10 protein-coding genes and 1 pseudogene are annotated in these 14706 nt (G+C 49.2%); 2 read left to right on the forward strand and 9 right to left on the reverse strand.

Going from position 1 to position 14706, the window contains the following annotated elements:
• Positions 1-181: 181 nt before the first annotated feature.
• Positions 182-1159, forward strand: a pseudogene (locus AAHF22_RS06490) (alpha/beta hydrolase); the annotation flags it as partial.
• Positions 1160-2037: 878 nt separating this feature from the next.
• On the opposite strand, the gene AAHF22_RS06495 reads toward AAHF22_RS06490, so the two are convergent.
• The 9 genes from AAHF22_RS06495 to AAHF22_RS06535 form a co-directional block, all read right to left on the reverse strand.
• Entirely contained in the window at positions 2038-2208 is a 171-nt protein-coding gene (locus AAHF22_RS06495) for a hypothetical protein (RefSeq protein WP_347324180.1), read from the reverse strand.
• Positions 2209-2408: 200 nt separating this feature from the next.
• Entirely contained in the window at positions 2409-3293 is an 885-nt protein-coding gene (locus tag AAHF22_RS06500) for an SDR family oxidoreductase (RefSeq protein ID WP_371834034.1), read from the reverse strand.
• Positions 3294-3728: 435 nt separating this feature from the next.
• Positions 3729-4874 (reverse strand): GNAT family N-acetyltransferase, encoded by a 1146-nt coding sequence (locus tag AAHF22_RS06505; RefSeq protein WP_347324182.1) that lies wholly within the window; start codon positions 4872-4874, stop codon positions 3729-3731.
• Positions 4852-6237: a F390 synthetase-related protein gene (locus AAHF22_RS06510; RefSeq protein WP_347324183.1), complete on the reverse strand. Its 1386-nt coding sequence runs from the start codon at positions 6235-6237 to the stop codon at positions 4852-4854. Before AAHF22_RS06510 ends, AAHF22_RS06505 begins: the two co-directional genes overlap by 23 nt.
• Positions 6234-7244 (reverse strand): MBL fold metallo-hydrolase, encoded by a 1011-nt coding sequence (locus AAHF22_RS06515; RefSeq protein ID WP_347324184.1) that lies wholly within the window; start codon positions 7242-7244, stop codon positions 6234-6236. Before AAHF22_RS06515 ends, AAHF22_RS06510 begins: the two co-directional genes overlap by 4 nt.
• A 260-nt stretch (positions 7245-7504) precedes the next feature.
• Positions 7505-8527, reverse strand: a complete 1023-nt coding sequence (locus AAHF22_RS06520; RefSeq protein WP_347324185.1) for an NAD-dependent epimerase/dehydratase family protein — start codon at positions 8525-8527, stop codon at positions 7505-7507.
• The gene (locus tag AAHF22_RS06525) at positions 8524-10602 is read right to left on the reverse strand and encodes an ATP-grasp domain-containing protein (protein ID WP_347324186.1); all 2079 of its coding nucleotides are present in this window, start codon (positions 10600-10602) and stop codon (positions 8524-8526) included. Before AAHF22_RS06525 ends, AAHF22_RS06520 begins: the two co-directional genes overlap by 4 nt.
• Positions 10592-11590 (reverse strand): beta-ketoacyl-ACP synthase III, encoded by a 999-nt coding sequence (locus tag AAHF22_RS06530; RefSeq protein WP_347324187.1) that lies wholly within the window; start codon positions 11588-11590, stop codon positions 10592-10594. Before AAHF22_RS06530 ends, AAHF22_RS06525 begins: the two co-directional genes overlap by 11 nt.
• A 142-nt stretch (positions 11591-11732) precedes the next feature.
• Positions 11733-12590: a lipoate--protein ligase family protein gene (locus AAHF22_RS06535; RefSeq protein ID WP_347324188.1), complete on the reverse strand. Its 858-nt coding sequence runs from the start codon at positions 12588-12590 to the stop codon at positions 11733-11735.
• Between the two features lie 694 nt (positions 12591-13284).
• Here AAHF22_RS06535 and AAHF22_RS06540 point away from each other — a divergent pair.
• Positions 13285-14625: a serine hydrolase domain-containing protein gene (locus tag AAHF22_RS06540; RefSeq protein WP_347324189.1), complete on the forward strand. Its 1341-nt coding sequence runs from the start codon at positions 13285-13287 to the stop codon at positions 14623-14625.
• Positions 14626-14706 lie beyond the last annotated feature (81 nt).

Below are 14706 nucleotides of genomic sequence, written 5' to 3' on the forward strand. Positions count from 1 at the left end.
AAGCTATGTGTAAACGTAAAGCAAAATAGACCGATAACATAGGTAAAGTTTACGTTCGAAGGTGGATACCGACACATGTCGATGATACAATGAATTATTATGAAAACGGCTTGTTCTTTTACTGAATACGGTCATCTATGCCGTATGTTTACCAATTTTTTTCAGGAGGGGCCTTATTCCTATGTCAACAACTGCTGAACGCAACAACAGGACCCCGTCATCTCAGCCGGAAGAAACACCCGTAATGCTGACGCGGCAACTTCGCTTGAAGCATATTATCGTGGCTTTTCTACTGTCTATCGTATTTTTCTTTCTATTTTGTTTTGTCGCTTTGCATGCGTATATTGCATGGGTGCTATCTTATCCGACGGTCGCCAATGTATACTCCAATCCAATGCAGGCGAAAAACATGCCCTACGAAGACATTTCCTTTCCCGCTCGAGATGGCAGTCGGATGATGCAGGGCTGGTATATCCCTGCCGAAACGAAGTCGAATAAAACGATTATTTTTAGTCACGGCTATGGTGCCAATCGCGAGGAAACGTGGATTCCGATGTACGATCTGGCCCATTTTGCCCATAGACTTAATTTTAACGTGATTATGTTCGATTATGGCTTTGCCTCCAAAACGAACAAAGAAGTCGCCACCGGTGGTAAAAAGGAAGCGCAGCAATTACTCGGTGCGATTGATCTCGCCAAACAGCGTGGTGCCAAAGAGCTGGTCGTCTGGGGCTTCTCGATGGGTGCAGGTACAGCCCTGCAAGCAGGACTGCTGACCGACCAGGTGAATGCGATGATTTTGGACAGCACTTTCCTGCTGGAGCCGGATACGCTCTACTACAACATCCGGCAGCAGTTGGATCTGCCGCAGCACCCGACCATTGATATTATGGAAATGCTGCTCCCGATCGTAAATGGAACGAGCTTGAACCAGATTCCTTATCCACAGGTGAAGAAAAAGGATTATCCGTTCCCCATTTTCTTTATTCACGGTACGCAGGACAGCAAGGCACCTTACCAGATCGCCGAGCTACTCGCTGCCAACCAGACGAATCCGAATTCGGAGCTGTGGGTCATTCCCGGCGCGCATCATGAGCTGGAATTCCGTGAACATCCACGTGAATACTTGCGTAACGTCTCCAACTTCCTCAGCAATATTAATCTGGCTGCTGCGGATGATGTGAAAAATGAACCGATGCTTGGCGATACGAACGGCGATACCGATGCCGGCTCGACAACGAACTCCAGTCCAATTCCTGCGTCAGAAGCTGGAAATCAGGACAACGGCGCCAGCATGGGCAAAAACAATAGTCAAAATCCTGATCCTGATCTGGATACGAATAATAGTGATAGCAACGGCACGCATGGCCATATGAATAAAGGTAAAGACAATCATACCGATACCAATGGCACTAGTGATAAAAGCACTTCTACGAACGGTACAGAGTCAAACACAACGAGTACCGGACAGAAATGAATGAGTTGACAGGGATACAGTTGGTTATCGAACGAATACCTTTGAATTTTAACGACTCGTTGTAACTACTATCGGTAATCATTCATTGGGACAACGTACTTGCATAGCTCACTTTTATGATGAAAATGCTCCCTTCTGCATCAGCGCCAGGCGCCTGCGGAAAGGAGCATTTTCGTCTATCCATATTGTTTCTTTGTATATGTGCGTATTTGTGTATTTGTGTATTTGTATATGTGCGTATGTGCGTATTTGGGTATTTGTCTTTCTCTACACATATAAGGCGCCTCCTTCCGCGATGGAAAGAGACGCCTTATGTTTACTTCGATAAATTAGACTTCAATATATTAGACATAACTCGTCATTGTAACAGGATACCGTGCGATCAAACAGGCTCACCTACACGATACGATCTATAGGTTTGTACGATGTACAAGTGCTTCATATTCATTATGTGATAAAGATTGGAGTGGTTGTACGTGTGTCTGTTCGCTGACTGTTGCTCATTCATCCGCCGGATCAAAGACCTTCGTCATCCCATCGCGATTTGAATGATAACCCTTTCAGGAAGTCCGTTTCAATTCCATCTGTACAGGGTTCATCTGCTCTGTTGCTTCAGCACAATGCTGACAGTGACCGTGCAATACATATTTCACATGTTCCAATACATTCTCAATCTCGTGTCCACACTTGCTGCATGCGACGATATTTTTACTTTTATATGTGTTGTTCATGTTGTCCTCACCTTTGTTTACAGAAGTTGTTCTGGATTAATGAAACGGGTGGGGTAGCCCACGCTACCAGCCTGTCCCTTCTAGTATTAACCGTGCGAACGGGAAGTTAATCATATCAACACATAAGTTTCTAAACTATTTTGAAAACGGTAGCATGGCAGATGATCGTGTTGCTTGCTAGACGATCCATATCGCGAAAGTTAACGTAATACACGGTCAATGATTCGTTCCAGCCAGCTCCACGGAAGCAGCCGTCTTGCCAGCACCAGAATACCTGTACCGCGTCCTACTGCATACCGCAGACGTGGACGACGCTTATTCACCAGCCGTCCGATGAGCTTTGCTACCTGCTGCGGATCGGGTGCATGCAGCGAGCTATGACGTGAGTAAGCGAGCACCGCTTCCAGATGATCGGTATACGGCGAGTCCTCGGTCGTATGAATGGCTGACAATCCTTTATTCCAAATTGCCGTCCGATATGCACCTGGCTCTACCAGCACAACATCCACACCAAAACGCGACATTTCCTGCCGTAAGCTTTCGCTAAAACCTTCAACAGCGAACTTAGACGTCGCATAGGGCGCGTAGCCGGGAAAAGCGGCAATGCCACTAATACTGCTCATATTGATGATTTTGCCGCTACGCTGTTTGCGCATGATCGGCAATACAGCACGCGTGACTGCGATCAATCCAAACACATTTGTTTCCAGCTGAGAACGCCATGCTTCCATCGGCACATGCTCAATAAAACCACCAGCGGCATAACCGGCGTTGTTGATCAATACATCCAGCCGTCCATATTGCTGCATAATACCAGTCATGGCGTGTGTGATTGAAGTCTCTTCGTTCACATCCAGACGCACATAATCGATCTGCGCTTGCAGTCCCTCCTGTATCGCCCGTTGCTCCAGTTCCTGACGGCGCGACAGATCGCGCATCGTCGCAATGACCTGCCAGCCCTGTCTGGCAAGCACGAGCGCAATCAGTAACCCGAAGCCGCTGGAGCTACCTGTAATGAGGGCTACACGCCTGCTGGAACGTTCATGATTAGTAGGGGTTTGCTGTGATGCAGGTGAATGCGGCATTGTATTCCTTTTTGCCATGCTGGTGTCTTCCTCCCCTCTGGTTGTTCAACTAATGGTTTGCATATTGCGTATGTAGTGCTCTGTAGCTTTCGTAGGATATGCCGAGCTTTGTATCGTAAAGCAGTGCTTGCGCTGCTTGCAATGTTTGTGGTATTTGCGGTGTTAGCACGGCTTGCAATGTTTGTGGTGCTTGCGGTGTTGGCACGGCTTGCGATGTTTCGCTTATTTTCCATTGACACTATTTTGTTTACAGTAGTGGTTTGCCATCGTTTATGCCCTATCCATCCCCAGTATTTGAGCCAATACATTCCACTTATACTATCTTGCTTCTTTCTCAGCTATACCGTTACTTTTCTCAGAGCAACTTGGCTGAGGCTGATACCCACTCGCATAATCCTTAATGCCTTGCCACGGCAACAGGCAAAACGCTCTATACTACAGCTTCAGCTTGCGAATTAGCGGTACACCGATTCGGTATAATAGCTGCTCCAGCAATCCCCAACCCGCTCGAATGGCACGCGATCCGCCGCGATCGTACACAGCCGATACTTCCAGCGCACCATAGGCACCGCGATTGCGTTTGAATTGCCCAACACCGGAGCTTTCATGCAATAGCTGTCCACGCTTTTCAGACAGTTCGATAAGCAGTACCGATAGCATCCGGTATAAACCTGTCTCTGCTGGCAGTGACGTATCATAGCCGAATAGCGGCGTAGTCATGACCGCATCCCGTCCAAAAAAGCCCAGCACCGCATCCAATCTGCCCTCTCTACGTAATCCGTACATATGGAGCAGCCGCTCACGTAACGCCAAACGGAAAAATCCTTCCGTAAACTGTGGATTGTGCGCAGAATATTTATCGATATATAGCATCCGGTATAGCTCGGCAATACGTGGAATATCTGACTCTTGTATCTGCTCTGGCTCGACCACTTCGTATACACCCGAGTCAATTAAACGACGATCGCGCTTGATCACCCAGCGTGTACGCGAGGTTACGCCAGTCTGATGATCAAACAGATAAACTTGCCGACTTGGAATCAGCCGACAGCCCAGCCGCTGCAATGTCGTTTGTACGATCGGAGTCGTCACTTCGTTTAGTGAGCGCCAGATCAGCACATGCTTTGGATAACGAGCTTGTACTGCTCTGTGAACAGCTTCTACCTGTGCAGCCGTCAATTGTGGATACAGATTCGTGGAAACGAGCCAGTTGTTTATTTGCACGACCCGGTTAAAATGAATCCGGCGCAAGCACCAGCCAATGCCGCGTAACAGCAACGCTAATACTTTTTCCAAACGTGGACGCTGGAGCATTATCAACTCTTCCTCTGCATACGATACATAATGCGTATACGGCGAGCACACATAGGAATTCGTATACTCCGCTTCATTGATCGTAAGCGGTAGCGGGATGCCGTCTACGGTTACGATCATCAGCTCAGTCTGTACATTGGCCACATAAGGCTGTACACCTTCTAACAGCATCGGCAGCAAATACCGCTTCGCATAGCTGCTGTACGCATCATTCGGCCATATGAGCTGGTGTATATTGGCAGCGCTATACCAGGCCACGGTCACCATCAGGTTTCCATCTCCTCTCGACCCGTCTGAGCTTCACCGGTCCCGGCTCAAATGTATACTCGCCAAATCGAATCGCCGGCATCACACCATCCAGCCCAGTACATAGCTGTTTCAGTCGTTCACGAATTTGCGCTTCCACCGCTGCACGGGACTCTTCTCCACTCAGACGATACAGAATCTCCAGCCGATCACTGTCATACTGTATCACCTGATAATGCTCAATCTCCGGTGAAGCCGATATGACGGCACGCGTAACCAGATCAGGGAAAAGCGGCACCAGCAGGCTTTCTTGTTCCTGCTGTTCATATTCCTGCCAATCCTGCTCCTCTTCATCCAACTGCCGAATATACAAAATATCGTCACAGCGTCCTTCAATCCGCTCAACCGCCGTAAATGGCGAACCACATGCACATGGACGCTCTGCCAGTGTCAAAATATCATTCAGTCGATAGCGTACAATCGGCTGAGCACGGCGCGAAAAATCCGTAATGATCGGCACAAATCGCCGCTTCTGCTCATCGATATATTCCCGATCAATATGCACAAGGTCTTCATTCAAATGCAGCGTGCCATGCTCACAGGTCGCGCCAAGAAATCCTTCCGTACATTGATACACCTGATGCACCTGTTGCTGAAAAGCGTGCTCGATCCGTTGTCGATCCAGTGGATCAAGCACCTCTGCTACGGAGATCATACGCCACGGCTTGACCGTCAATCGTCCCCCATGAGCTGCATCGGCAAGCAGACGTAACAGCGATGCAGGCGCCACCCAGATATCTGGACGCTCCTGCTCCAGCACAGCAAGATGCTGCTCCATCGGCACCGTCAGGTCAAAATAGCGAAACTTCAATTTGCCCTTACTTACCGATTCGTACAAATTACTGTTCGCACGCAGGAAAAAAGCAATCCGATGTGGCTCACGCAGACCGCCTGGCAATAACTTCGCCAGTACCGTCCCTGTCCATGCATCCTGCTCCTGTGGACTGACTAGAAATAGCCCTCGATTACCCGATGTGCCGGAGGATAGCCCAATCGTCACCCCATTCAGCTGCGGCTCAAAGTCCCTCGTCCGCTCTGCTTCCAGCGCAATATCCTGCGCCTGTGCGCGTGATAGCCCTACCGTATTCAGTTCGTCAAATTGCTCCATCATGATCCCTTTATCAATCATCGGAAAATGGCGCCAATCCGCGTCATGCCTCCCATCCCACCATTGACGATAAAAAGTGGAGCGACGACGCACCCATTTTAAATGACGGCGGATCTTTCGCTCCTGCCAGCGTTCCAATTCCGCTCGATTCGTCCAGCGCCTGGTCAAACGCCGCGAACGCCAGTAGTGATACAAGATACGCAATGTATTGGTCATCTGTGCCATTCCCCTCCCCATGCGCCAAGTGCCTCACGACAATGGCTTGGTACAATTCGAAGCTGCGGATGGCGCAAATGCCAGGTGCGTAGCCGCTGCATGTTGGTCATATACTGCTGACGATTCGACATGATCATACTTACGGCAGGATGAGGCTTCCGATCTTCCAGAAACGCTCGACTTGACCAGACCGCATCAGCACATAGCAAATACTCCTGCTCTCCTGCCAGCACGAGCAGACCGATCATCCCTTCAGCATGTCCGGATAACTCCACCGCCAGTATACTTCCATCACCAAACAGATCGTGACAAGTAGCTTGGTGCTCTTGGTGCTCTTGGTGCTCTTGGTGCTCTTGGTACTTCTGGTGCTCTTGAAGTTCTGGAGCACTTTTAGATTCATCCACATCATCTCGCTGCTGACGATCATCTCTACCATCACCTGTACGATACACCTGCTGCCGCGTAATCGTTTCATTCCAGCTCCCAGGCTCATACCGTACATTCATATCCTGTCTCGTAAAAGGTAATGATCTCGCTTCAAAATCATCCGGCAACAATCCTCGCAAAAAGCCCGCCTTCACCGCACGAATCGACCGCAACTCACGTACCGCATCATATGCCTCCTGCAAATAAATAAATTGCGCCTGTGGAAAATCACGTACAGCCGCAATATGATCGCCATGAAAATGAGACAAAATCACAAACCGAATCTCGTCTGCGCTCACGCCAGCTTGTTGTAACTGCTGCAAAGCATGATCCTGCTCGTGATACACCACAGGTGTCGTATACCGATACAGCGATTCCGGCAACGAACTCGTTTCTGTAAAAAAGCGCTCACTATAACCGGTATCCAATAAAATAGCTCCATGCTGCGGATGACGAATACAGGCAAAGCCTGCCGGAAATGCCACCGGTCGCAAGCTTCCACCCTGAATCGTCAAAAATTCAGGATGTGTGCAATAGCCTGCCGCTCCGATCCACAGTGATACCGGTACCCGACTTTGCATCCATATCCCCTCCTGTTTATCGTTCGCTTTATTATTTATGGAAAATAAAACACGGCTACCCTTCAAACACTTCTATCCTTCAGTAATTCCATATTGCTTGTGCGCTAGCTTGATGTGTATCCTTCACTTACTATCTATTCTTCACTAACTCTATGCTATGACCATCATAGTCTGACGTTATGTCCACTATTTATTCATTTTATGTCTATCCTTCTTTAACTTGATCTGCATCCTCTACTGCCTTCATATCAACATGCCATTTATCCTCTCAATCTTCGCCCATCCATATGCTGCTCCGCTTTCCACCAGTCTGCAAATTGACGCAAGCCCTGCTCCACCGTAACCGTCGGTGTATAGCCCAGCTCACGCTGTGCTTTGCTAATATCAAGCGTATGGGGCACAGCGATCGAGCTAACCGTATAACGTGTTAGCGAAGGCTCGCCTCGTAGTGGCAGCAATCGATACGTCGCTTCCAGCATCGCGGCAACGCCATAAGCGGCACGATACGGAATCGATTTAGTACGTAGCGGTAGCTCTAACAGCTGGAAAAGCTGACTAACCAGCTCACGAAACGGCAGTGCTTCACCGTTGGAAATATTATATGTTTGCCCCAGCGTAGAAGCTGGTGAATCACAGCATAACAGCATCGCCTGTAGCAGATTATCTACACAGGTCAGATCAATTTCCGCTTCACCACCATTAAGTAACGGTACGCCGGATTGCTCGCTCGCACGTAACAGTCTAGGCAAAAGCGCCTGCTCTTCCGGCCCAAAGATCGCACGCGGACGCAGCATAATGACAGGAAGTTGTTGTTGCTGCCAGCGCTGCTCCAGCCACTGCTCAGCAATCCGCTTCGTCGCGGCATAATGATTGCAAGCACGTGCAGGCAATGGATCGGATTCCTTGATCCGATACCGTGGCATGTAATCGAAATATACACTTGGTGTCGAGACATGGACCAGTCGCTGTACTTCTTCGCGTTTGCATCCTTCAGCTACATACTGCGTACCTTCGACATTACTGCTGTAAAAGTCGTTATATCGCCCCCACGGCGACGACAATGCGCCACAATGAAATACAATGTCCTGACCGCAACAAGCACCAAGTATCACATCCCGGTCGCGCAGATCGGCGGCGACGAATCGTATACCATCATCCATTAGCCGTCGCCCTGACGCCTCATTCCGTCCGGTTGCCGTCACATCCCAGCCCAGTCGATGAAGATGCCGAGCCAGATGTCCGCCGAGAAATCCGGTCGCTCCAGTCACAAGTGCCTTTTTCATAGTTGCCCCCCTTCTGCCCCCGCATCGATTCCGTTCCACTCGATATCATACGTGAGCGCCTCAACGATCGATATCCGTTCTCTGCGGCTCATTCGCCATGCACACCATAATAAACGTAACTGGCCATAAGCAGGCAAGCGGTCATGCCGACGATAGACCGCATCTTCCGCGCCGCGCAATGCCTGTCGCCATCCTCTCCATTGCTGTCTGCTCCAGCGTCTGCCAAACCCACTGACAAGCATCGGCAGTGTTAACATCACCCGTCTACCCGGTTGTGGCTGTATAACTGTGGCGGTTGCCACAAGCTGGGCCGGATGCAATAACGCCTGCTCCAGACCGTCCTCTGGCTGAAATAAATGCACTCCACTTGTCGCTCGTGGATTACATTCTAGTGGGTAAAGCATGCCTGTATGCTGCTGCTCCATCAAGTCAAAGCTGAGCTGACCGCTAAAACGATGGAATAAGCACTTATCCTCATTTACACGTGTATCATGCTGTAGATTTGGCTGCTCAGCTCGCCGGGTATCTTGCTCTACACCACACTCTTTAGCTCGCCATGTATCTTGCTCTGTACCACACGCTTCAGCTCGCCGGGTATCTTGCTCTACACCATACTCTTCAGCTCGTCGTGTATTTTGCTCTGTACCACACGCTTCAGCTCGCCATGTATTTTGCTCTGCACCACACTCTTCAGCTCGTCGTGTATTTTGCTCTGTACCACACGCTTCAGCTCGCCATGTATTTTGCTCTGCACCACACTCTTCAGCTCGTCGTGTATTTTGCTCTGTACCACACGCTTCAGCTCGCCATGTATTTTGCTCTGCACCACACTCTTCAGCTCGTCGTGTATTTTGCTCTGCACCACACGCTTCAGCTCGCCATGTATTTTGCTCTGTACTATACTGTACCTTTCGCCATACATCTTGCTGTAACTTGCTATCCTCCAAATTACTCCAGCGGTTAACGAGCGTCTGTACCCATGTCAGCGTATCCGGACGATCCAATGCTTCAAAATGCACACTTGCACCAGCCCGACTATTTCGATATCGACATCGATACGTCGCATGAGCCACTACGATACCTTCATGTACGATGCTGTACGTGCATAGCTGCTCACCTGGAATAAATTGCTGGGCAATCCACGGTTGCTGCTGCGAGAGCGTATCCGGTGCGGGCGCGTTAAACGAGTTCCGTTTAGCACCATTTGAGCGAATTTCACTGTGTATAGCAGCAGATCGTTTGGCACTACTCACCGCATAGAACGATTGTTGTTCACGTTCTGTTTCTGTGACTCGTTCTAGCTCAGACTCTACTTTTAGTTTAACATCTAGTGCCTGTTCAAACTGGAATTGGGATGGGGTGTCTAAGTTAGGATGTAATTGGGATATGGGTTCGAATTGCGATTCGGATTCTGGTTCGAGTTCTGGTTCGGATTTTAGTTCTCGTTTCTGTTTTGATTCCGATGCCGATTCTAGTTTCGTCTCCAGATCGAGTTGCGATGCAGTCTCTCTTTTTGACCCCAGTCCTACTTGTCGTGCTAATTGCGGCGGCAACCATACCTGCGAAGCAAAACGAGAATACGCTGGCTTTAGCACAATCGCCGTGCCTTTTTCCCACGCGCATCGCTGCGTTTGCTCCCATTGCTGCGCATCCTCCAGCAGCACCGTTTCTGGAACGGCAAGTCCGGCTGCACGAACAAGCTTGATAAAATCCCCTTTATGATGCAGCCGATGCAACTGGGCAATGGTCGGCGAGATCACCTGCACCTCAGCCGATAAATGTTCCTGCCCTGCTGCAATATGAAAAATCTCCTCACAGGTCGGCAGCAATACATCGATCCGTTCCTTCTCAACGATCCGCTGTAGCTCCTGTAAAAAGGCACCTGGCTGCTGGCGCGGTGCAGGTACAACGTAACAGCGCCGCACTGTATTGGAATACCGACATAGCGGCTGCGGAAAGCTTTCTGCTACATACACCTCATGGCCAGCCGCATGCAGCAGTCGACACCACTCCAGCGCCACAGGCGCGCGTCCGCCTGTAACTAAAATTCGCTTTGCTTGCTGCTTAGTAATCAAGCACCATGCCTCCCAGTGTGAGTCCTGCTGCCGTCCCCATTAACAACAGTCGATCGCCGCGCTGTATGCGTTGTTGTACAATCGCTTCATGTAAACCCATTGGGATCGAGGCTGCAATCGTATTGCCATGATGGGGTGTAATATTCATAAATTGCTGCTCTGCAATGCCCAGCTTCCTGCGTAACAAACGCATTGCCATCGCACTGCCCTGATGCGGAATGACAAGCTGGAAATCTTTCATCGACGTATTCGCTCCGGTCAATAACTCATCCATAAAATCGGGTAACAAACGCGATGCCATTTTGTAAATCGCCGTCCCATCCATCTGAAATGTAAACGAACGCTCCGATGGTTGTGGTCGTTGGGGTGGAAAACGTGTCCCACCGCCTGGAATTTCGGAATATCTGGCTCCACGACTGTATGTGTGGAGTGAAGTATGTATAATCGCTGAAGCTTCATCCGGCTCAGCAGGCCCGATCACAACAGCCGCTGCTCCATCTCCAAACAATAAGGCACTCTCTTTATGCGTCCAATCAAGTCCAGCGGAAGCAACCTCACTGGCTACGAGCAAAATGTAACGATAACGTCCAGCAGCGATCATATACGACATCGTATCCAGCCCCACCAGAAAGCTTAAACATGTCGCATCCATATCAAATACCGGAACGCCCGAATCCTGCGCACCAAGCGCCTGCTGAATAAACGAAGCTGTGCTTGGCAATGGCTGTTCTTTCGTACCGCTTGTACATACGAGACAGTCGATATCGTTAAAATCCAGACCTGCCGCCTCCAATGCCATACGTGCCGCTGCCGCGCCCATTGACGAAGCCGTTTCACCTTCGCTCACATAATAACGCGTACCGACTCCACCTGCTTTAGCTGCCCAGCCCGGTTTTACGCCAAGACGACGATCCACTTCCTCATCTGTCATAGCCATTTTGGGCATATATTTACCGGTTCCTAAAATTTTCACTTTACGATATTGCATCATCATCCCTCTAATCTGTAATGTACTGGCGTGCAAGAACGTACTGAAATTGCCAGTACAGCCAGTGTTCCAGCACATTCCTGCTGCATATTTACACCCCTGCTTCTATTCCATCCGACGTACATCTATTTCGCAATATCGATCAATCATCATAACGACTACGCAATTCCTGCATCGTCTGCTTTATTTCCTGCTGCTCCAGCACACCATCTGTATGATGCAGCAGCGCAGGCTTGCCGCCATTGAGCAGCTTTTGTAGCTCCAGCATATAATCCGCTACCGTTGGCACACCAGCAAGTTCATTCAGACCGCCCATCGTGCCCGGACGAACGATGGGATAATTTTTCTCCGCATCATCCGGTCCAGTGGCCAGATCATAAAATCGTTTGATCTGTGCAGCTAGCTGATCCCCATGACCTTCAACAATTACAAATGCAGTGATCATATACGCCTTCGCCTGCCGTCGCTGGGCAATGCCGCAAAACTTACGCCCATCGATACTAATGTCGTAATCCCCCGGACAAAAAGCTCCATCCACCTCACCGGTGTGCACATGCACACTCCACGGATGCACCGCACGGCTGATCCATTCCGCCATAAAACGAAAGTCATCGTGAATGTTAATGCGCTGCTTTGGATTCGGTAGCATGATCGACAGATTGAGAATGCCCGGTGTCAGCGGTACAGCAGCGCCACCAGAAGCACGCACAGCAACCGATGTCCCCTCCTGACGAAACTGCTCCATCGCTTCCACCGCACCACTCAAACGGCGATCGCGCAAGCCAATCGTCATCGCATCTTCATGTGTCCACATATGAATGACAGGCGGATGTCCCTGCCCGACACGTCGACACATCAACTCTTCCCATGCCATCGGCTCCAAAATCGACACATCACGACCGAGCAATGGCGTAACATACCATACCGCTTCATCCAATCCTTCCGGAATAAATGACATGCCTTTTCCTTGCTGCTCCTGATCTGCTTGCTCCATCGTCATGTGATCGCCCCCTGCTTGTTGCTTGTATTTTAGCGTTAGCCTTTGTTTTAGGCGTTGTGTTTGATGTTATGTTTGCTTCAACCTATGTTGCACCTTAGCTCATTATAGGACTGAGATTTATTTTATTACGGTATGGCCATTTTATTGTACATATAAAGAAGGGATTGCTCTATTGTGTAATACTACCGCTTCAGTCTGTTTATTATAACAGTTTTTGTACATGTTTTTTACAGTAACAGTGGATTCCAACAGATTGGCGATGAACCCCTTATCCTTCCAACCAGTCAGGCGCGATTGAGCGATTAGCGTATACATTTTTGCATATACTTTTATGTAATGATCTGGTACATTTTATATCATGAAAATAGTATTTTCGACTCTCATCTAACTGTATTGGAATAATGATGTTCTTTTATCTAACATAAAAGTCAATAAACAGACTCGACATGTGATTTTATTTTATTATTATTTTCATGTAAACTATACTTTCCATTACATCATCTGTGCATGTAATAGATCAGACCGATTTATATATGGATTACTTTTGCTTGAAAATGATCATAACCTGCTGCGCTGTCTATAAGGGCTATAATAGCGAATCGATGTGATGTTAGAACGCAAAGCATCCATACCATCATTGCCGTTTAACCTATGCCTATGTATCGTGATGACTCATCAAAGGAGTAGTTACAGTATGAAGCATTCCCCTGTTGCAAATGTGCAGATCAATTATCCTATATCCACCGAATCAGCGATCGCTAATCTGGAGCGGGATCCAATATGGCATCCGCTTCGTCAGGCGATTCATGAAGGTATCATTCCCGGTGCAGTCGCCGCGGTTAGCTGCGGTGACCAGTCATATTACTATGCTGGTGGCTGGGCGGCCGATACACCTACACTTCGTATTCCCGCTACGATCGACACAATTTATGACTGTGCCTCGCTCACTAAGATCACGGTCACCTTACCCCTAATATTCATCCTTGTTCAACGGGGTATCGTTAATCTCGATGATCCGGCATCCCGTTATGTACCCGAGCTTCAGCATGGAGCACATGCCACCATTACCATTCGACAGCTACTTGCCCATACATCAGGTTTGCCTTCTATCGTCGATTGTTATAGCCGCAGCTGGACGATGAAGGAAGCGATACGCCATATGTGCCAGCTTGAGCTGCAATCCAGTCCAGGCTCCCAACGTGCTTATAGCGATCCAGGCTTTATATTACTAGGCTGGCTATTTGAGACGGTGAGCGGAATGAGCCTTGCCGCAGGTGCACAGCAGCTACTCTGGGAACCGCTACACATGCAGAACAGCATATTCTGCCCACCCGCGTCACGAATAGCACATATTGCCGCAACCGAATACGATACAGTTCGTGCCGACTGGCTGCGTGGTATTGTACATGATGAAAATGCACGGCAATTAGGCGGTATCGTTGGACACGCCGGACTATTCGCTACAGCAAGCGATCTGCTGCAATATGGTCAAAGCTGGCGGGCGGGAGTAAATGGCGGTCACTGTAAATGGCTCGCTCCAGCTAAGACAGCCGGCACTGCTGAACAGCGTGCTGCTGATCACGCGGCTATTCAGCCTACAATGGAACATCTGCACAGTCAGCCAACCTGTACGGCATCCCATTCTACACTGCTTACTACGAATTCAGCTGATGGTGATGGCCCTCTTCCAGCTAATCGAGCCTCGCAGCAACTGCGATCATCCGAGCAATCTGACAGCATAAAGCTGCTACGCTCTGCGATCCAGCGTCAAACGCCTGCCTTACCCGATACCCACCGCGGATTGGGCTGGGTGTTACATGGAGATGAAGCAGATGTATCCGGTGGCCTGCTGTCTGCTGCTGCATTTGGGCATACAGGTTTCACCGGTACAAGTTTATACGTTGATCCGCAGCTGGAGCTGGTGATCGTGCTGCTGACCAATCGAGTGCACTATGGTAGACAGCAATCGATTCAGCAGCTGCGGCGTGATTTTCATAGCGCTATAGCAGCTTATCGTAGAGCGCACATCAAGTAGAGCGTGATGATTAAGACATAATGATTAGCATATGATCATTAGCGCGCATAGTTAATCCATACTATGTACTTCATGACAAAG

It is taken from the genome of Paenibacillus wenxiniae, assembly GCF_039822605.1.
Classification (GTDB): Bacteria; Bacillota; Bacilli; order Paenibacillales; family Paenibacillaceae; genus Saccharibacillus; species Saccharibacillus wenxiniae.

Excerpts from the sequence above, each read along its gene's own strand:
- AAHF22_RS06495 (WP_347324180.1), bottom strand. The coding sequence starts at position 2,208 with ATGAACAACACATATAAAAGTAAAAATATCGTCGCATGCAGCAAGTGT.
- AAHF22_RS06500 (WP_371834034.1), bottom strand. The coding sequence starts at position 3,293 with ATGCCGCATTCACCTGCATCACAGCAAACCCCTACTAATCATGAACGT.
- AAHF22_RS06505 (WP_347324182.1), bottom strand. The coding sequence starts at position 4,874 with ATGGTGACCGTGGCCTGGTATAGCGCTGCCAATATACACCAGCTCATA.
- AAHF22_RS06510 (WP_347324183.1), bottom strand. The coding sequence starts at position 6,237 with ATGACCAATACATTGCGTATCTTGTATCACTACTGGCGTTCGCGGCGT.
- AAHF22_RS06515 (WP_347324184.1), bottom strand. The coding sequence starts at position 7,244 with ATGCAAAGTCGGGTACCGGTATCACTGTGGATCGGAGCGGCAGGCTAT.
- AAHF22_RS06520 (WP_347324185.1), bottom strand. The coding sequence starts at position 8,527 with ATGAAAAAGGCACTTGTGACTGGAGCGACCGGATTTCTCGGCGGACAT.
- AAHF22_RS06530 (WP_347324187.1), bottom strand. The coding sequence starts at position 11,590 with ATGCAATATCGTAAAGTGAAAATTTTAGGAACCGGTAAATATATGCCC.
- AAHF22_RS06535 (WP_347324188.1), bottom strand. The coding sequence starts at position 12,590 with ATGACGATGGAGCAAGCAGATCAGGAGCAGCAAGGAAAAGGCATGTCA.
- AAHF22_RS06540 (WP_347324189.1), top strand. The coding sequence starts at position 13,285 with ATGAAGCATTCCCCTGTTGCAAATGTGCAGATCAATTATCCTATATCC.